We start from the raw sequence: 13,422 nt of genomic DNA, 5'->3' as shown, positions 1-13,422 counted from the left end.
CAGAATCATGACCGACGGCGACCGTCACGAATTCCGTACCACCGCTTCTCGTATCGAATACGAGGGGGCAATTCTTGCACTGCGTGTTGATGACGTAGTCATGCCGGGAGATGCCACCGCAGTGCGCGAAGTTGTGGAACATTTCGGGGCGGTCGCCATCGTCGCCATTGACGAACACGATCAGATCGTGATGGTCGACCAGTACCGACACCCGGTGGGGGATCGGCTCTGGGAGCTCCCCGCGGGTTTGCTCGACGAGCCAGGCGAGTCGCCGGTGGCTGCCGCGCAACGCGAGTTGATGGAAGAAACTGGGCTTTCCGCCCGAACCTGGGCAGTTCTCGTCGATGCGGCAGTTTCGCCTGGAATGACTGACGAGGCGATTCGAGTTTTTGTTGCCCAAGATCTACAAGACATTGACCGCCCGGATCCTGAGCATGAGGAAGCGGACATGCACATTCACCGCATCCCGTTGGCTGATGCGGTTCGCAAAGTGCTCAATGGCGACATCGTCAACGCCACCGCGATAGCGGGGATTTTGGCGCTCGACGTGGCGCGGCGAAACGATGTCGCCCTCCGTTCAGTTGACGCTCCGTGGAGCACCCGACCCACCAAATTAGCTCAACGGCGCCATCCCTCTGGGGAATAGCCTTGATGATCGCCACGCAGGTCGCTGCGTATTTAGATCACCTGGCCGTAGAAAAAGGCGCTTCGCCAAACACTTTGCTGTCTTATCGTCGTGACCTGCAGCGATATGTGGCGCACCTCAGTAATCGGCACATTCACAATCTCGCCGACGTCGCAGAAAGCGATGTCGAGCAGTTTGTGGTGACCCTGCGTCAAGGAGATCCGGATAACAAGGTTCGTCCGTTGTCGTCAAGTTCAGTGGCGCGGGCGTTAATCGCTGCGCGTGGCTTGCACCGGTTCGCGCTGGCCGAAGGAATGACATCAACCGACGTAGCGCGGGCTGTTAAACCACCAAGTCCCAACAAACGCCTCCCCAAAGCACTTCCTGTCGATGACGTCCTGGCGATCTTGGACAGTGCAGGACGTGAGGGTGACGGCCCACGTGGATTGCGTGATCGTGCGCTGCTAGAACTCCTCTACTCGTGCGGTGCCCGTATAACCGAAGCAACGAACCTTGACGTCGATGACGTGGATCTTGAATCAAGGTCCGTGTTGTTGCGCGGTAAAGGTGGCAAGCATCGGATAGTTCCGGTAGGTCGACCGGCTGTGGAAGCGCTACAGGCGTATCTTGTCCGTGGTAGACCGTCACTTGTGCGCCGGTCTCAGCCAGCGGTTTTCCTAAATGTTCGCGGTGGGCGACTGTCTCGCCAAAGTGCGTGGCAGATCCTCCAAGACACAGCCGAACGCGCCGGAGTGACAGCAACAGTGTCTCCACACACGCTGCGACATTCTTTCGCCACGCATTTGCTCGAAGGTGGTGCCGATGTCCGTGTGCTTCAGGAGTTGCTTGGCCATGCATCGGTGACCACAACGCAGGTCTACACAGCCGTGACGGTGACAGCGCTGAGGGAAGTGTGGGCAGAGGCGCACCCGAGGGCCCGGTGAACGTCGCAGACACGGCAAGAAGTTATCGTTTCGTGTCGAACCTGACGTTTAACGCCAGCAAACGGTACCGTTAGCAGAATCAAACGCGAGTGAACGTGGCACAACATGTCACTTTTGACGCAGCATGGGCCAGCCCAGTAAAGGAGAACCCGTAACCGTGAAGACACCGCAGCCCTTCGCAGCGGAGTCCGAACGACCAGCCGCGTTGAGCGGACACACTGGTGAGGACGACGCGGATGGAACCTTCAGCGGCGTAAGCCCGTCAGAGGCAAGTACCACGGAACTAGGCCCAACGGGCCGACCGATCCGTGAAATACCGGAACCAAACCCCATTCGCGGACACGGGCCCGCGAAGGTTTTGTCGCTCTGCAACCAAAAAGGTGGCGTCGGTAAAACAACATCGACGATCAACCTTGGCGCAGCGCTCGCAGATTACGGTCGCAGGGTCCTTCTGGTGGACCTAGATCCGCAGGGCGCACTGTCTGCAGGGCTGGGCGTGGCGCACCACGACCTCGATCAAACGGTCTACAACTTGCTGGTCGAGCCACGGGCATCCATCGAAGACGTCATCATGCGAACGCGCGTCGACGGCATGGACCTGCTACCGAGCAACATCGACCTGTCTGCCGCAGAGATTCAGCTGGTCAACGAGGTGGGTCGCGAACAGACATTGTTCCGCGCACTACACCCCGTGCTCGACAGGTACGACTATGTACTCATCGACTGCCAACCATCGTTGGGACTGCTAACAGTCAACGCGCTGGCCTGCTCTGACGGTGTCATGATCCCCATGGAGTGTGAATACTTCAGCTTGCGAGGATTGGCGCTACTCAACGATACTGTGCACAAAGTGCAAGAACGGCTCAACCCGCGTCTCCAAATGGCTGGCATCTTGGTGACCATGTTTGACTCCCGCACCCTGCACGCCCGCGACGTCATGAATCGCGTAGTCGAAGTATTCGGAGACCTCGTCTTCCACACCACAATCAACCGCACCGTTCGATTCCCAGAAACGAGCGTCGCGGGGGAGCCCATCACAAGTTGGGCACCCAAATCTGCGGGAGCCGTCGCATATCGTGCGCTAGCTCGTGAACTGATCGCGGGGTTCGGTAAAGGCCGGTGATTGGCAGCGACGGCACTGAGGCCAGCACTTCGTCGGTTTTCAGTGTTCGCCTCAGCAATTTTGAGGGGCCATTCGATCTCCTGCTGACCCTCATCGGTCAACAAAAACTCGACGTCACCCACGTTGCTTTACATCAGGTCACCGACGACTTCATCGCTCACACGAAACGCCTCGGTGAAGAGTACGGCCTCGACCAAACCACTGAGTTTCTTGTCGTTGCCGCGACACTCCTAGACCTCAAGGCAGCGCGACTACTTCCGGCTGCTGACGTCGACGACGAAGAAGACCTTGCGCTTCTCGAAGCGCAAGACGTGCTGTTTGCGAGGCTCCTCGAATACCGGGCCTACCGGCAGATCGCCGAACTTTTCAGCGAACTCGAACAAAATGCGCAAGCACGATTCCCCCGCAGCGTCTCCCTCGAAGACCGCTTCGTCGACCTCCTGCCCGAAGTTACCCTCGGAATCACCGCCGAAAAGTTCGCCGAACTCGCAGCTGCTGCGTTTCGCCCACGGCCGTCGCCCGAAGTCAGCATTAAACACATGCATGGCGAAGACATCACTGTGCCCGAAGAAGCCCAGACTTTGCTGCAAACATTTCGTGACAACTCACACGGCAGGTGGTTTACCTTCACCGAACTGGTGGCTGACTGTGACTCCGTACTGCGACTAGTTGTTCGATTCCTCAGCCTGCTCGAACTATTTCGCGACAAAGCAATCGACATCGACCAAGACGAACCACTCGGTGTACTACGGGTGCGGTGGACAGGCACAGAGCAGGACCGCAATGAACCAGGGAACTTAAATGGATAACCCAGCACAGCGCGAACAACCTGATTGGGCAGACGACGAACTTGAATCAGCACTCGAGGCCTTGCTGCTGGTCGTGGATACCCCTGTGGGGTCATCAACCCTCGCCGAAGCTCTCGATGCGCCAGAGGAACGAGTGCGCCGCACTTTAATCCACTTAGCAGCAACATATGAGAAACGCAAAAGCGGCATTGACCTGCGCTTCGCTGGAGACGGTTGGCGCATGTACACCCGGAGCGAATACTCTGAATACGTTGAACGTCTCATCTTGGGTGGAGCACGGTCTAAATTGACCCGCGCTGCCCTCGAAACACTCGCCGTCGTAGCCTACCGACAACCCGTAACAAGGGCCCGTGTAAGCGCTGTGCGAGGAGTGAACGTGGACGGCGTCATGCGAACCCTTCTCGCACGCGGCCTCATTGCCGAAGCCGAACCCATACCGGACACATATGGGACACACTATGTGACAACAGACTTGTTCCTCGAGCGACTCGGCATCGCGTCTCTCGAAGAACTACCGCCAATTGCACCGCTTCTACCCGACGTGGATGTGATTGACGAAATCGGTGACGAACTCAACCTCGAGCTCGCCACCCGCATTGCAAAGGTCGACCGCCGAAGACAAGGCAAAAGACCTATGCCACACACTGAATAGGAATACAGCATGGACAAGCCCGCTCGCCGAGATGGCACACCGGACCGCAACCGTTCACACGGTTCACGCAACAACGAACGCACGAGTCGACCAGATCGTGGTTTCTCGAATGACCGGCGTTCTGATAGCCGCCATTCTGATGATCGTCGTCCCGCTTCAGGTGACCGCCGCCCGTCTTCAGGGGACCGTCGTTTTGATGATCGTCGTCCCGCTTCAGGTGACCGCCGCCCGTCTTCAGGGGACCGTCGTTTTGATGATCGTCGTCCCGCTTCAGGTGACCGCCGCCCGTCTTCAGGGGACCGTCGTTTTGATGACAGGCGCTCAAGTACGGATCGTGCGGGTCGGCCTGATCGTGGTTTCTCGAATGACCGGCGTTCTGATAGCCGCCATTCTGATGACCGCCGTCCCGCTTCAGGTGACCGCCGTCCCGCTTCGGGTGACCGCCGTCCGTCGTCGGGTGATCGTCGTTTTGATGATCGTCGTACCGATAGTCGTCGTTCTGATGACCGTCGTCCGACTTCGGGCGATCGGCGCCCAGCGTCGGGTGATCGTCGTTTTGATGACAGGCGCTCAAGTACGGATCGTGCGGGTCGGCCTGATCGTGGTTTCTCGAATGATCGGCGTTCTGATAGCCGTCATTCTGATGATCGTCGTCCCGCTTCAGGTGACCGCCGTCCGTCTTCGGGGGACCGTCGTTTCGATGATCGTCGTCCCGCTTCGGGCGATCGGCGCACCTTCTCGTCTGACAGAAGCTCCGATACGCGAGGATCAGACAGTCGCCAAGGCGGAAATGATCGCCGACCTAGCTACGACCGTCCCGCATACGGCAGCTCTTCGGCACCGCGAACTGGCGGAACCCGCGATGCTCGCCCGTCCCGTGACAGTGGCTCGGCACCACAGTGGGCGCCGCGCACACTCGATTCCCGCGCGGGGCAGCAAAAGCCACCCCAAAGCGCCCCGAAGCGCAGCGAAAGTAACCGGCCCGCGCAGAAGAAGTCCGCGAGCAAAACCCCATACGTCAGCAACGCACGACCAGCACCTGAAGGTGCACCAATGGTCGGCGCTGCTCTGCCAGACACGCAAGCATTCAGCGAAGAAGGCGTCCGCCTGCAAAAGGTGCTCGCCCAAGCCGGAGTCGGTTCTCGCCGCGTATGCGAGCACCTCATCGACAAGGGTCGCATCGAAGTCAACGGCACCAAGGTGACCAAACAAGGAATGCGCATCGACCCCAAGACCGCTGTCGTCAAGGTTGATGGAATGCGCGTGATGATCACTGAAGAACTGGTGCACCTCGCGTTGAACAAGCCAATCGGTTGGCAGTCAACGATGGCCGACGAAATGGGCCGACCATGCGTAGGCGACCTCGTCGCAGAACGCATCGCCGCCGGACAACGCCTATTTCATGTGGGTCGCCTCGACGCCGAAACAGAAGGCTTGCTCCTGCTCACAAATGATGGCGAACTTGCGCACCGCCTCATGCACCCGTCCTACAAGGTCCGCAAGACGTACCTCGCTGACGTCGATGGTGTGGTGTCACGTGAGACATTGCGAACCCTTAAAGAAGGAATTGAACTCGAAGACGGCCCCGTAGCAGTCGACGAATGTGCAAACCTAGACATTCACGAAGGCAGCACACTGATCAAAATTGTTCTTCACGAAGGTCGGAAACACATCGTGCGTCGACTGCTTGAGCACGTCGGCCACCCAGTGACACGTCTAGTCCGCACCCAGGTGGGAACAGTTCCACTCGGCGAGCAACGTCCCGGCACGCTTCGTGTCCTCAACGGGCAAGAGGTGGGCGCACTATACAAGGCTGTGGGGTTATGAGCACATTCGTAGTAGCTATCGACGGTCCAGCTGGCACAGGCAAGTCGAGTGTGTCCCGGATCGTAGCTAAACGCCTAGGTGCGCGGTACCTCGACACAGGTGCGATGTATCGCATCGCGACCCTGCACGCACTTCGCCAAGGCGCCAACATCGAAGACCCAGTGGCGTTGGCTGAAGCGACAGCCAACCTACCGTTCACTATCGGGTCCGACCCAGACAGTGAAGAAGTCAACCTCGACGGCGTCAATGTTGCTTCCGACATCCGTGGCCCCGAAGTAACCGCAGCAGTATCCGCGGTCTCCGCTGTGCCAGAAGTTCGGGAACAACTCGTCGCACTTCAACGACGCCTCGCCAGCGAAGCAGGCACCATCGTTGTTGAAGGCCGCGACATCGGCACCGTCGTGCTCCCTGACGCGCCGGTGAAGATCTTCCTCACCGCGTCACCAGAAGCTCGGGCGCAACGCCGCCACGACCAAAACCTCAGCGAAGGCCGCGACAGCAACTTTGATGCAGTCCTCGCGGACGTCAAACGGCGCGACGACCACGACTCAAACCGAGCCGTCTCGCCATTGCGGCCAGCGGACGACGCAATTCTCGTTGACACCAGCGACCTCACCCTCGACGGCGTAGTGCAAAACCTGCTTGACGTCGTGCGTGAACGAACAGGAATACCCCAATGACAGACATGAACGACTTCGCAGACGACACACTCATCCTGCCCGGCGACGGTACCTGGGCCGACGAATCTGAGTGGGAACTCGACGACCTCGAAGACGACCTCGATGACGAAGATCGACCCCTACCCGTACTCGCGGTTGTTGGTCGTCCCAACGTCGGCAAATCCACCCTCGTCAACCGCATAATCGGTCGGCGCGAAGCGGTTGTAGAAGATGTTCCGGGTGTGACACGCGACCGCATCTCCTACGAAGCCGAATGGAACACCAAACGCTTCATGGTGCAAGACACCGGCGGCTGGGAACCCACAGCAAAAGGGCTCCAGCAGTCCATCACCCGGCAAGCGGAACACGCCATGCGCACTGCTGACGCCATTCTCGTCGTCGTCGACGCCACAGTCGGCTCAACAACCACCGACGAAGCTGTAGCCAGAATCCTTCGCCGCTCAAAAGCACCAGTCATCCTTGTCGCCAACAAGGTGGACAACGCGAAGCTCGACTCAGATGTTGCGGAACTGTGGAACCTCGGACTAGGGGAACCATTCCCCATCAGCGCAACCCACGGCCGGGGCACCGCAGACCTCCTCGACACCGTCATCGGAATCCTGCCCGAAAAGCCTCGTGACCCAAACCAGTTCACAGGCGGGCCACGACGAATCGCGCTAGTTGGCAAGCCAAACGTCGGCAAGTCCAGCCTCCTCAACAAACTCACCGGTGACGAACGATCGGTAGTGCACGACGTTGCAGGAACAACAGTGGACCCAGTCGATTCGCTCGTCGAACTAGGCGGCAAAGTGTGGCGTTTCGTCGACACCGCAGGACTACGTAAACGGGTCATCACCGCAAGTGGAGCGGAATACTACGCCTCGCTCAGAACCCGATCCGCCATCGAATCAGCCGAAGTAGTCGTCGTCCTTATCGACTCATCCCAACCCATCACCGAACAAGACCTCCGCATCATCACGATGGTCGAAGAAACCGGTCGAGCGATGGTAATCGCCTTCAACAAATGGGACCTCGTCGACGAAGACCGTCGCCTCCAACTCGACAAAGAAATCGACCGCGACCTCGTCCGCATCCAGTGGGCGCAACGAGTGAACATCTCCGCCCACACCGGTCGAGCAGTGCAAAAACTGGTGCCCGTCATGGACACAGCACTGAATTCATGGGACACCCGCGTACCCACCGGGCGCCTCAACACATGGCTACGCGAAACAATCTCCGCCACACCACCACCCATGCGTGGCGGTCGACTCCCGCGCGTCCTCTTCGCGACGCAAGCCACCACTCGGCCACCCACCTTCGTCCTGTTCACCACAGGCTTCCTTGAGGCCGGGTACCGGCGCTTCCTCGAACGCAAACTCCGCGAATCCTTCGGATTCGAGGGCAGCCCCGTTCGTGTGAACGTCCGAGTCCGCGAAAAACGAGCCCGCAAGAGCTGACACCCCGCCCGCCCAGTCGCCAAGAAACACGCCGACCGGGCGGGCGTCAGCAATTGGCACCACACGCACGGAATGTTGTACTCTAGCTGAGCTGACAACGCCCCACGGGGACGAAGCAGTGGCGGGCTGTGGCGCAGCTTGGTAGCGCACTTGACTGGGGGTCAAGTGGTCGCAGGTTCAAATCCTGTCAGCCCGACATAGAAAACCCCAGGTGAAACAGTATTTCACCTGGGGTTTTTTGCTGTCTTGGGGTAGAACTGACCGAGATAGTCATCGCTAGATCGGGGAATGTCCTGACGAGGAGCTCCGGCTTTCGCTTGTACACGTGGTAATTGTGGCGGAGGTGATCAAATCGCTGCTGGAGCCTCCGTATCGGCCGACTAGGGTGGCCCCGGGTACACGAGTCGGCAGGTCTCAGGAGCATGCGGCGGGAGATTACCGCTCACGTGCGAAGCGGCGGACTGCCTAGAGGTCGAGAGCCTCCATCAATGGGCGCGTGGCCGAGCCAGCATTGAAGGCAAACAATACCTAGCAAGGTTCGGTGAAACTCGACGGGACGATTCCCTGGAGAAACGGCTTCGCACCCAAGACGCCTAGCCCCGTAGTCAACCCTTCCTGACGGTAGTGGCAAGCGCTATCGAGTTTTGAGCCACTCGTCGATAGGCATAGGGCACGGTTCATCTGCTGGCGTGCACACGATTCCACGAGGCACAGGCTCTGCGGTGGCAAGCATGACTGCGGAAAGCACACCAACAATGACCGCGAGCACTGACAGGCAAAGCGCGGCCCAAGTCAGGCGTGACCGCGGTGGTTTACTGCGGACGATCCATATCAGCGCTAGTGTGCCGAAGGAGACTCCGAAGAGAATCCCTATGATTGAACCGATTGAAATATAGATTGACACTGCCGCTGCTGCGCACAGCACTATTTCAGCCGGACGCCGCCGATTGCTTGACAATTCGGATTCCGTTGTATGGGTGTCACGCAACGCATCTGACATAGATTACGGACCTTACCTGCAAGGATGGGTTGTGGGTGGCGTGCTGGAAAATTTCGCAAACTCAGTTTTGGTCCGGCAACTTGCCGCCGGACATTTGAGAGTACACGTACAGTCCGCCTGTTCGATCAATGCCGAAGCTAATCATTTGCGTGCGTAAGTAGACGTGGTGGGCAGCGATGGCGTCGAAAAGACCAAATTGTGACGGTCGAAGAAGCAGCCTTCGGTCTCGTGGTCGGAGATGACCAATGCGAGAACAGCGGAACCTGGAGGGGTAAGCGTTCCTTAGTAATCCCTCAACCCGCCCAACGATGCCCTCGTACCCCAAGCCTTCCAGCGTTCAGTGTTAGTGACTCGGCGTTGCTAAGACCAGTCCCACTGGCCTTGCACCCACAGCTTCAGGGGATTCACAACGTACGAACTTTGGCACACAGCGGCCTCGCTGGCGATCCACGCGGGTGCGAATGTGAAGACGGTCCAGTTGATGTTGGGGCATCTGTCAGCGGCCCGCACTCTCGACATCTACCTTCACGTGTGGGAGGAGCAGCTCGATAATCTGCCAGTGATGATGGCGGACCATATTCAGCGTGAGAGGGAGCGTTGTCGCTTGCGGTCAGAGCGAGCCCAAACCGACCAAAGACCGTCCAGAGACGGAACAACCGCGTACGCATCAGATTCCGTCAACAATGGTACGTATCGTCACACGGCACAGTTAGCGGGTCCTCCATCGATGACCGGTCGTCTTATGGCGAGCAATTACGACGAAGGCGTGATGCAACCGTAGGCGTGTTAATCGCTGGGCCCGTAGTCGCGTTAATGCAACGAATGAGTGCCCCCGGTGCACCTGCCCCGGTCCTCGCAGCGTTTCTGGCGTCGCTCGGTAGTTGTTTTTCGCGGCATTCTGTCGTGAAAATGTACCGTTCCACCATTAATTACGCGATTCGGCCCCTAGTTCTGGGGCTACCGCTACTGAGTGAAACCCGGTAACTGTACAGGGGTACCTTCCCGGCAACGCTAAAAGGAACAGCCTTCCATGACAGAACCACATCAGCAGCCAGCATATGGGTACGCGGATCCCCAGCAAACACCGCCGCCAGCGAAGGGGAAACGCAAGAAGTGGCCGTGGGTAGTCGGCATTATTGCTGCCTTCATACTGCTCGCAGCGATCTTTGGTGGTGAGGAAGATCAAGACACACAAAACGCTGCTGGCGTAGGGGAACCTGTCGTCGAAGATGCACAACCTGCACCGGGAACCGCGTCCGAACCTGCACTAGAACCGGCACCAGCACCCGCCGAACAACCGGTAGTAGACCCCGCACCTGCACAGCAAGCGGAGCCCGAGAACACTGGGGCAACCAGAGCCCAACAGAACGCGATAAGGTCCGCTCAGTCCTACCTTGCATACACCGGATTCTCGCGAACGGGGTTGATAGATCAGCTACTTTACGAGGACTATAGCGCCGAGGATGCAGAGTTTGCGGTAAGCCACCTTGAACGAAATGACAAAGTCGATTGGAACGCCGAGGCAGCGGAGAGTGCCGAGTCTTACCTTGCTTACACGAGCTTCTCAAGACAGGGACTTATTGACCAGCTCATTTACGAGGGATTTACCCCATCGCAAGCCGAGTACGGCGTAACTGCGGTCGGGTACTGAACTGCGCAACCACTGATAGGCAGTTAAAGACTTCCAATCGGGATCCCTGAAACATAAGCGTGGTCGGGTTCATACTTCCGCTAGCCAGTGTCTTGTTGAGTTCGTAGTTTGCAGATGTCAGTTTCTGCGATCTGTTGGTCCTCGATCGGTGGCGAGATAATCGTCTGTGGAGCACGTATGCCGCAAGATGTTCTGGCCGAGGCGTTTCTCAAGGCTGGCGGGCATACATATGTCCGACCTGAGGCAGGAAGTTGTGGTTGCCGTCCACGCCGTAGTGTGGGTCGCTATGCAGTCGACGCTCATGCTGGTTCGCTGCATCTTGTGGTGTTCTGACTACATCGCGTGTACTCAGAACACCGCAAGTTAGAAGATCGCGCCAAAACTCTGCCGTAACCGTGCGGATCGACGTCCGCCAGGCTGCGCCGGTTTCACAAACACGTTGCCTCTACTCGCACGCAACGCCGTCGCCGTCACGATCGAGCTCTGATCGATAGCCCGGTTGTCCCGCATAGATAGGTGCTGCGCCTGCCTCTCGTGCTGCGGTGCAGTTCTTGTAGTAGACATTCGATGGCGCCTGCGCTGGTTTAGTGTCAGGTTCGATCGTTGCTTCGAGTTCTGGCATCATCGGCGGAACTGTCCCCGGTAATTGCGGGCCGCTGCTTCCGCAATTGTTGAGGACGCGTTCAATCGCATCGCGTTCGGCTCTCGTCACCCAGAGCCCATAGGTTGTTTTCACATCGACCTGGATTGCGACCATTGAGCATCGGAAGGCACGGTGTGGTGGCAACCATGTGGCTGCGTCACCGTCACTTTTTTGCTGGTTCGCAGAGCCGTCGACGGCAAGTAGGTTTCGTGGATCATTGGCGAAGTTTTGGCGTTTGCTGGGGTCCCATTGCTGGGCGCCCTTTTGCCAGGCATCCGACAGTGCGACTACGTGGTCGATGTGAACGTCGGACGACGTGCCTTGTCCACGAACAAAACTGATCTGCCGGCCGGTATATGGGTCATGCAATGTGCCCGCGAGGACGGAGCATCCGTTGCTGCCTGGTTTGATGACCAGATCGACGAGATCGCGGCGAAGGATGTCGTTTCGCGTGTCGCAGCCGTTCCGTCCGCCGTCAACATCGACAGCGTCCGTCCATGTCGGTCCGAATTCGTCACGACTGTAGCCGGTCTTTGGTGCTCGACCTTTCACCTCCAACGCGAGTAGCTGCGCTAGTGCTTCCGCTATTGGAGCGGAAAGCTCAGTTTCCGCGAGTGGTTCATCCGCTTGACCTGTAAGAATGCCGTCATGTTGCTCGGTGCTGTAGTTCGAATCGCCCAGGGGAGCGTTGACAGTTGGGGATTCCTCGGTCGCAACGGCGCCACAGGACAACAGGGCAAGAACTGCGGTCAGGGCTATTGCAAGGGCCTTGCCGCCGTGTTTTGCGGAAACATTCACGTTGCACCTTTCGGTAGCACAATTATTCCACCGAAGGCGCGGGCCCGGTCTCGGCAACTTGTGGCGATCTGAGTACACCCGATGTAGTCAGGAACCCACAAGTTGCCGAGACCGCTTAGCGTGACGGAGTGGTCCAGTAGCTACCTAGCCGCCGCATTCCCTGGGCAAGCGTGCTGCACACGCGTGGCTGCCGGTCGCGCGAAAGTCCTTCACAGTGCCTATCGGCAAACGAGGAAAATGCGCACCATTAAGCGCAGAAGCAGATGATGCTCGCATGTTTCCCAACTACTTGAGGACCAGCGAGTGCCGGATAATCTGGGTGACCTCGACGACAAGATTGCGTCGCTTCCTAGTTCGCAGCGTGACGAAATCAATGAGGATCTGCACCGCCGTCACGAGCACCGCCCAGAGTTGGCGATGGTCGGTTCCGTACGTCGGACTGATGGCGCCGAACGAGGAGACAATCGTCCAGGAGCGTGCCGATATGCATAGGCACGAGGCGGAAAGTGATGGCTATTGCGCCCTGGACTTGCACAATCTTGTACGGGTGATGCGGCCTAGTGAAGCATTTGACAGCGCTTTAGCGTCCGCTCGGGGAAAAGGCCAGGTGTAGGTGCCCGACCCGTCAGCCACAGCGCCGGTCAGCCTTCGTTGCGCTGAATATCTGTGCGGTTGACGTACGGCGTTACGCTTGACGCGTCCCCGAGGCCGTCTGTGGGGATGGCGCCAAGGCTGCCGTCCTGCTGAAGGATCACCGCAGCGATGTCGTCGAGGGAACCTTTGCCGGATTGGCGGACTGCGGTGTGGATATCGTCGACTGTGAGTCGGTGAGCGCGAAGTGCCTTGTGCTGGATGTCGCCTTTGTAGTACAGAAGCACTGGTTGGCTGTCGACGAGTCGACGGAATTTTGGGAAGCGGGCGCGGAATGCTGCGAGCGCCCACTGCAAGATGATGAGCCCTCCGATGGCGGCGATCGCCTGCGCCACTGCAACATCTACTGCTGTGAGTGTCCGTCCGAACGCTGATCCGATCGTTACGGCGACGATGAAATCGAGCGGCGTCATTTTTGCCATGGTCCGTGGGCCGGAAAGTCGCAGCATAACGATGAGGGCGAGGTACCCGAAAATCACCATAACTGCCGTGTGGATGAGTGGGTCGGTGCCGTTCCAAAACAGATCGTCCATGGAGGCAGTTCTACCCGCTGAGGGATTGTTTTATCAGGTTTGGCCGCGAA

General features: G+C 58.4%; 13 protein-coding genes, 1 tRNA gene and 1 pseudogene. 13 read left to right on the top strand and 2 right to left on the bottom strand.

Going from position 1 to position 13,422, the window contains the following annotated elements; genetic code table 11:
* Nucleotides 1-7: 7 nt before the first annotated feature.
* From IEW73_RS06050 to IEW73_RS06000, 12 genes are all read left to right on the top strand, one after another.
* A complete protein-coding gene (locus IEW73_RS06050; RefSeq protein ID WP_188671593.1) occupies nucleotides 8-646 on the top strand; it encodes an NUDIX domain-containing protein in 639 nt (212 codons plus the stop codon).
* A gap of 5 nt (nucleotides 647-651) precedes the next feature.
* A complete protein-coding gene (gene xerD, locus IEW73_RS06045) occupies nucleotides 652-1,569 on the top strand; it encodes a site-specific tyrosine recombinase XerD (protein ID WP_188671591.1) in 918 nt (305 codons plus the stop codon).
* A 157-nt stretch (nucleotides 1,570-1,726) separates the two neighbouring features.
* A complete protein-coding gene (locus tag IEW73_RS06040) occupies nucleotides 1,727-2,692 on the top strand; it encodes a ParA family protein (RefSeq protein WP_372433589.1) in 966 nt (321 codons plus the stop codon).
* Entirely contained in the window at nucleotides 2,689-3,501 is an 813-nt protein-coding gene (locus IEW73_RS06035) for a segregation and condensation protein A (protein ID WP_188671587.1), read from the top strand. Before IEW73_RS06040 ends, IEW73_RS06035 begins: the two co-directional genes overlap by 4 nt.
* Complete coding sequence (gene scpB, locus IEW73_RS06030) at nucleotides 3,494-4,153, top strand: SMC-Scp complex subunit ScpB (RefSeq protein WP_188671585.1); 660 nt, start codon at nucleotides 3,494-3,496, stop codon at nucleotides 4,151-4,153. Before IEW73_RS06035 ends, scpB begins: the two co-directional genes overlap by 8 nt.
* 31 nt (nucleotides 4,154-4,184) lie before the next feature.
* Complete coding sequence (locus IEW73_RS16525; RefSeq protein WP_229675785.1) at nucleotides 4,185-5,357, top strand: hypothetical protein; 1,173 nt, start codon at nucleotides 4,185-4,187, stop codon at nucleotides 5,355-5,357.
* Nucleotides 5,270-5,980 (top strand): pseudouridine synthase, encoded by a 711-nt coding sequence (locus IEW73_RS06025; protein WP_229675784.1) that lies wholly within the window; start codon nucleotides 5,270-5,272, stop codon nucleotides 5,978-5,980. The genes IEW73_RS16525 and IEW73_RS06025 overlap by 88 nt, the downstream gene beginning before the upstream one ends.
* Nucleotides 5,977-6,660 carry a (d)CMP kinase gene (gene cmk, locus IEW73_RS06020; RefSeq protein ID WP_188671581.1) on the top strand — a complete coding sequence of 228 codons (684 nt, stop codon included), beginning with the start codon at nucleotides 5,977-5,979 and terminating at the stop codon, nucleotides 6,658-6,660. Before IEW73_RS06025 ends, cmk begins: the two co-directional genes overlap by 4 nt.
* 5 nt (nucleotides 6,661-6,665) lie before the next feature.
* Nucleotides 6,666-8,096: a ribosome biogenesis GTPase Der gene (der, locus tag IEW73_RS06015; RefSeq protein ID WP_372433604.1), complete on the top strand. Its 1,431-nt coding sequence runs from the start codon at nucleotides 6,666-6,668 to the stop codon at nucleotides 8,094-8,096.
* 122 nt (nucleotides 8,097-8,218) lie between these two features.
* Nucleotides 8,219-8,292, top strand: a tRNA-Pro gene (locus IEW73_RS06010).
* 1,267 nt (nucleotides 8,293-9,559) lie between these two features.
* Complete coding sequence (locus IEW73_RS06005) at nucleotides 9,560-9,877, top strand: hypothetical protein (protein WP_188671577.1); 318 nt, start codon at nucleotides 9,560-9,562, stop codon at nucleotides 9,875-9,877.
* 249 nt (nucleotides 9,878-10,126) lie between these two features.
* A complete protein-coding gene (locus tag IEW73_RS06000) occupies nucleotides 10,127-10,747 on the top strand; it encodes an Ltp family lipoprotein (RefSeq protein ID WP_188671575.1) in 621 nt (206 codons plus the stop codon).
* 445 nt (nucleotides 10,748-11,192) lie between these two features.
* Here the strand turns inward: IEW73_RS06000 and IEW73_RS05995 are convergent, their stop codons facing one another.
* On the bottom strand, nucleotides 11,193-12,188 hold the full coding sequence (locus tag IEW73_RS05995) for a GmrSD restriction endonuclease domain-containing protein (protein ID WP_188671573.1): 996 nt from the start codon (nucleotides 12,186-12,188) through the stop codon (nucleotides 11,193-11,195).
* A 303-nt stretch (nucleotides 12,189-12,491) separates the two neighbouring features.
* Between IEW73_RS05995 and IEW73_RS05990 the strand changes: the two are divergent.
* A pseudogene (locus tag IEW73_RS05990) lies at nucleotides 12,492-12,623 on the top strand (hypothetical protein); the annotation flags it as partial.
* A gap of 206 nt (nucleotides 12,624-12,829) precedes the next feature.
* Here IEW73_RS05990 and IEW73_RS05985 read toward each other — a convergent pair.
* Nucleotides 12,830-13,372, bottom strand: coding sequence for a DUF421 domain-containing protein (locus IEW73_RS05985; protein WP_188671571.1), 543 nt, complete (start codon nucleotides 13,370-13,372; stop codon nucleotides 12,830-12,832).
* Nucleotides 13,373-13,422: the final 50 nt, after the last annotated feature.

It is taken from the genome of Hoyosella rhizosphaerae (assembly GCF_014643175.1).
Classification (GTDB): Bacteria; Actinomycetota; Actinomycetes; order Mycobacteriales; family Mycobacteriaceae; genus Lolliginicoccus; species Lolliginicoccus rhizosphaerae.
The sequence above is the reverse complement of the archived record's forward strand: the minus strand, read 5'-3'. Positions and strand labels throughout refer to the sequence as shown.

Coding starts and splice junctions, on each gene's coding strand:
- IEW73_RS06050 (WP_188671593.1), top strand. CDS start 8: ATGACCGACGGCGACCGTCACGAATTCCGTACCACCGCTTCTCGTATC.
- xerD (WP_188671591.1), top strand. CDS start 652: ATGATCGCCACGCAGGTCGCTGCGTATTTAGATCACCTGGCCGTAGAA.
- scpB (WP_188671585.1), top strand. CDS start 3,494: ATGGATAACCCAGCACAGCGCGAACAACCTGATTGGGCAGACGACGAA.
- IEW73_RS16525 (WP_229675785.1), top strand. CDS start 4,185: ATGGCACACCGGACCGCAACCGTTCACACGGTTCACGCAACAACGAAC.
- cmk (WP_188671581.1), top strand. CDS start 5,977: ATGAGCACATTCGTAGTAGCTATCGACGGTCCAGCTGGCACAGGCAAG.
- der (WP_372433604.1), top strand. CDS start 6,666: ATGAACGACTTCGCAGACGACACACTCATCCTGCCCGGCGACGGTACC.
- IEW73_RS06000 (WP_188671575.1), top strand. CDS start 10,127: ATGACAGAACCACATCAGCAGCCAGCATATGGGTACGCGGATCCCCAG.
- IEW73_RS05985 (WP_188671571.1), bottom strand. CDS start 13,372: ATGGACGATCTGTTTTGGAACGGCACCGACCCACTCATCCACACGGCA.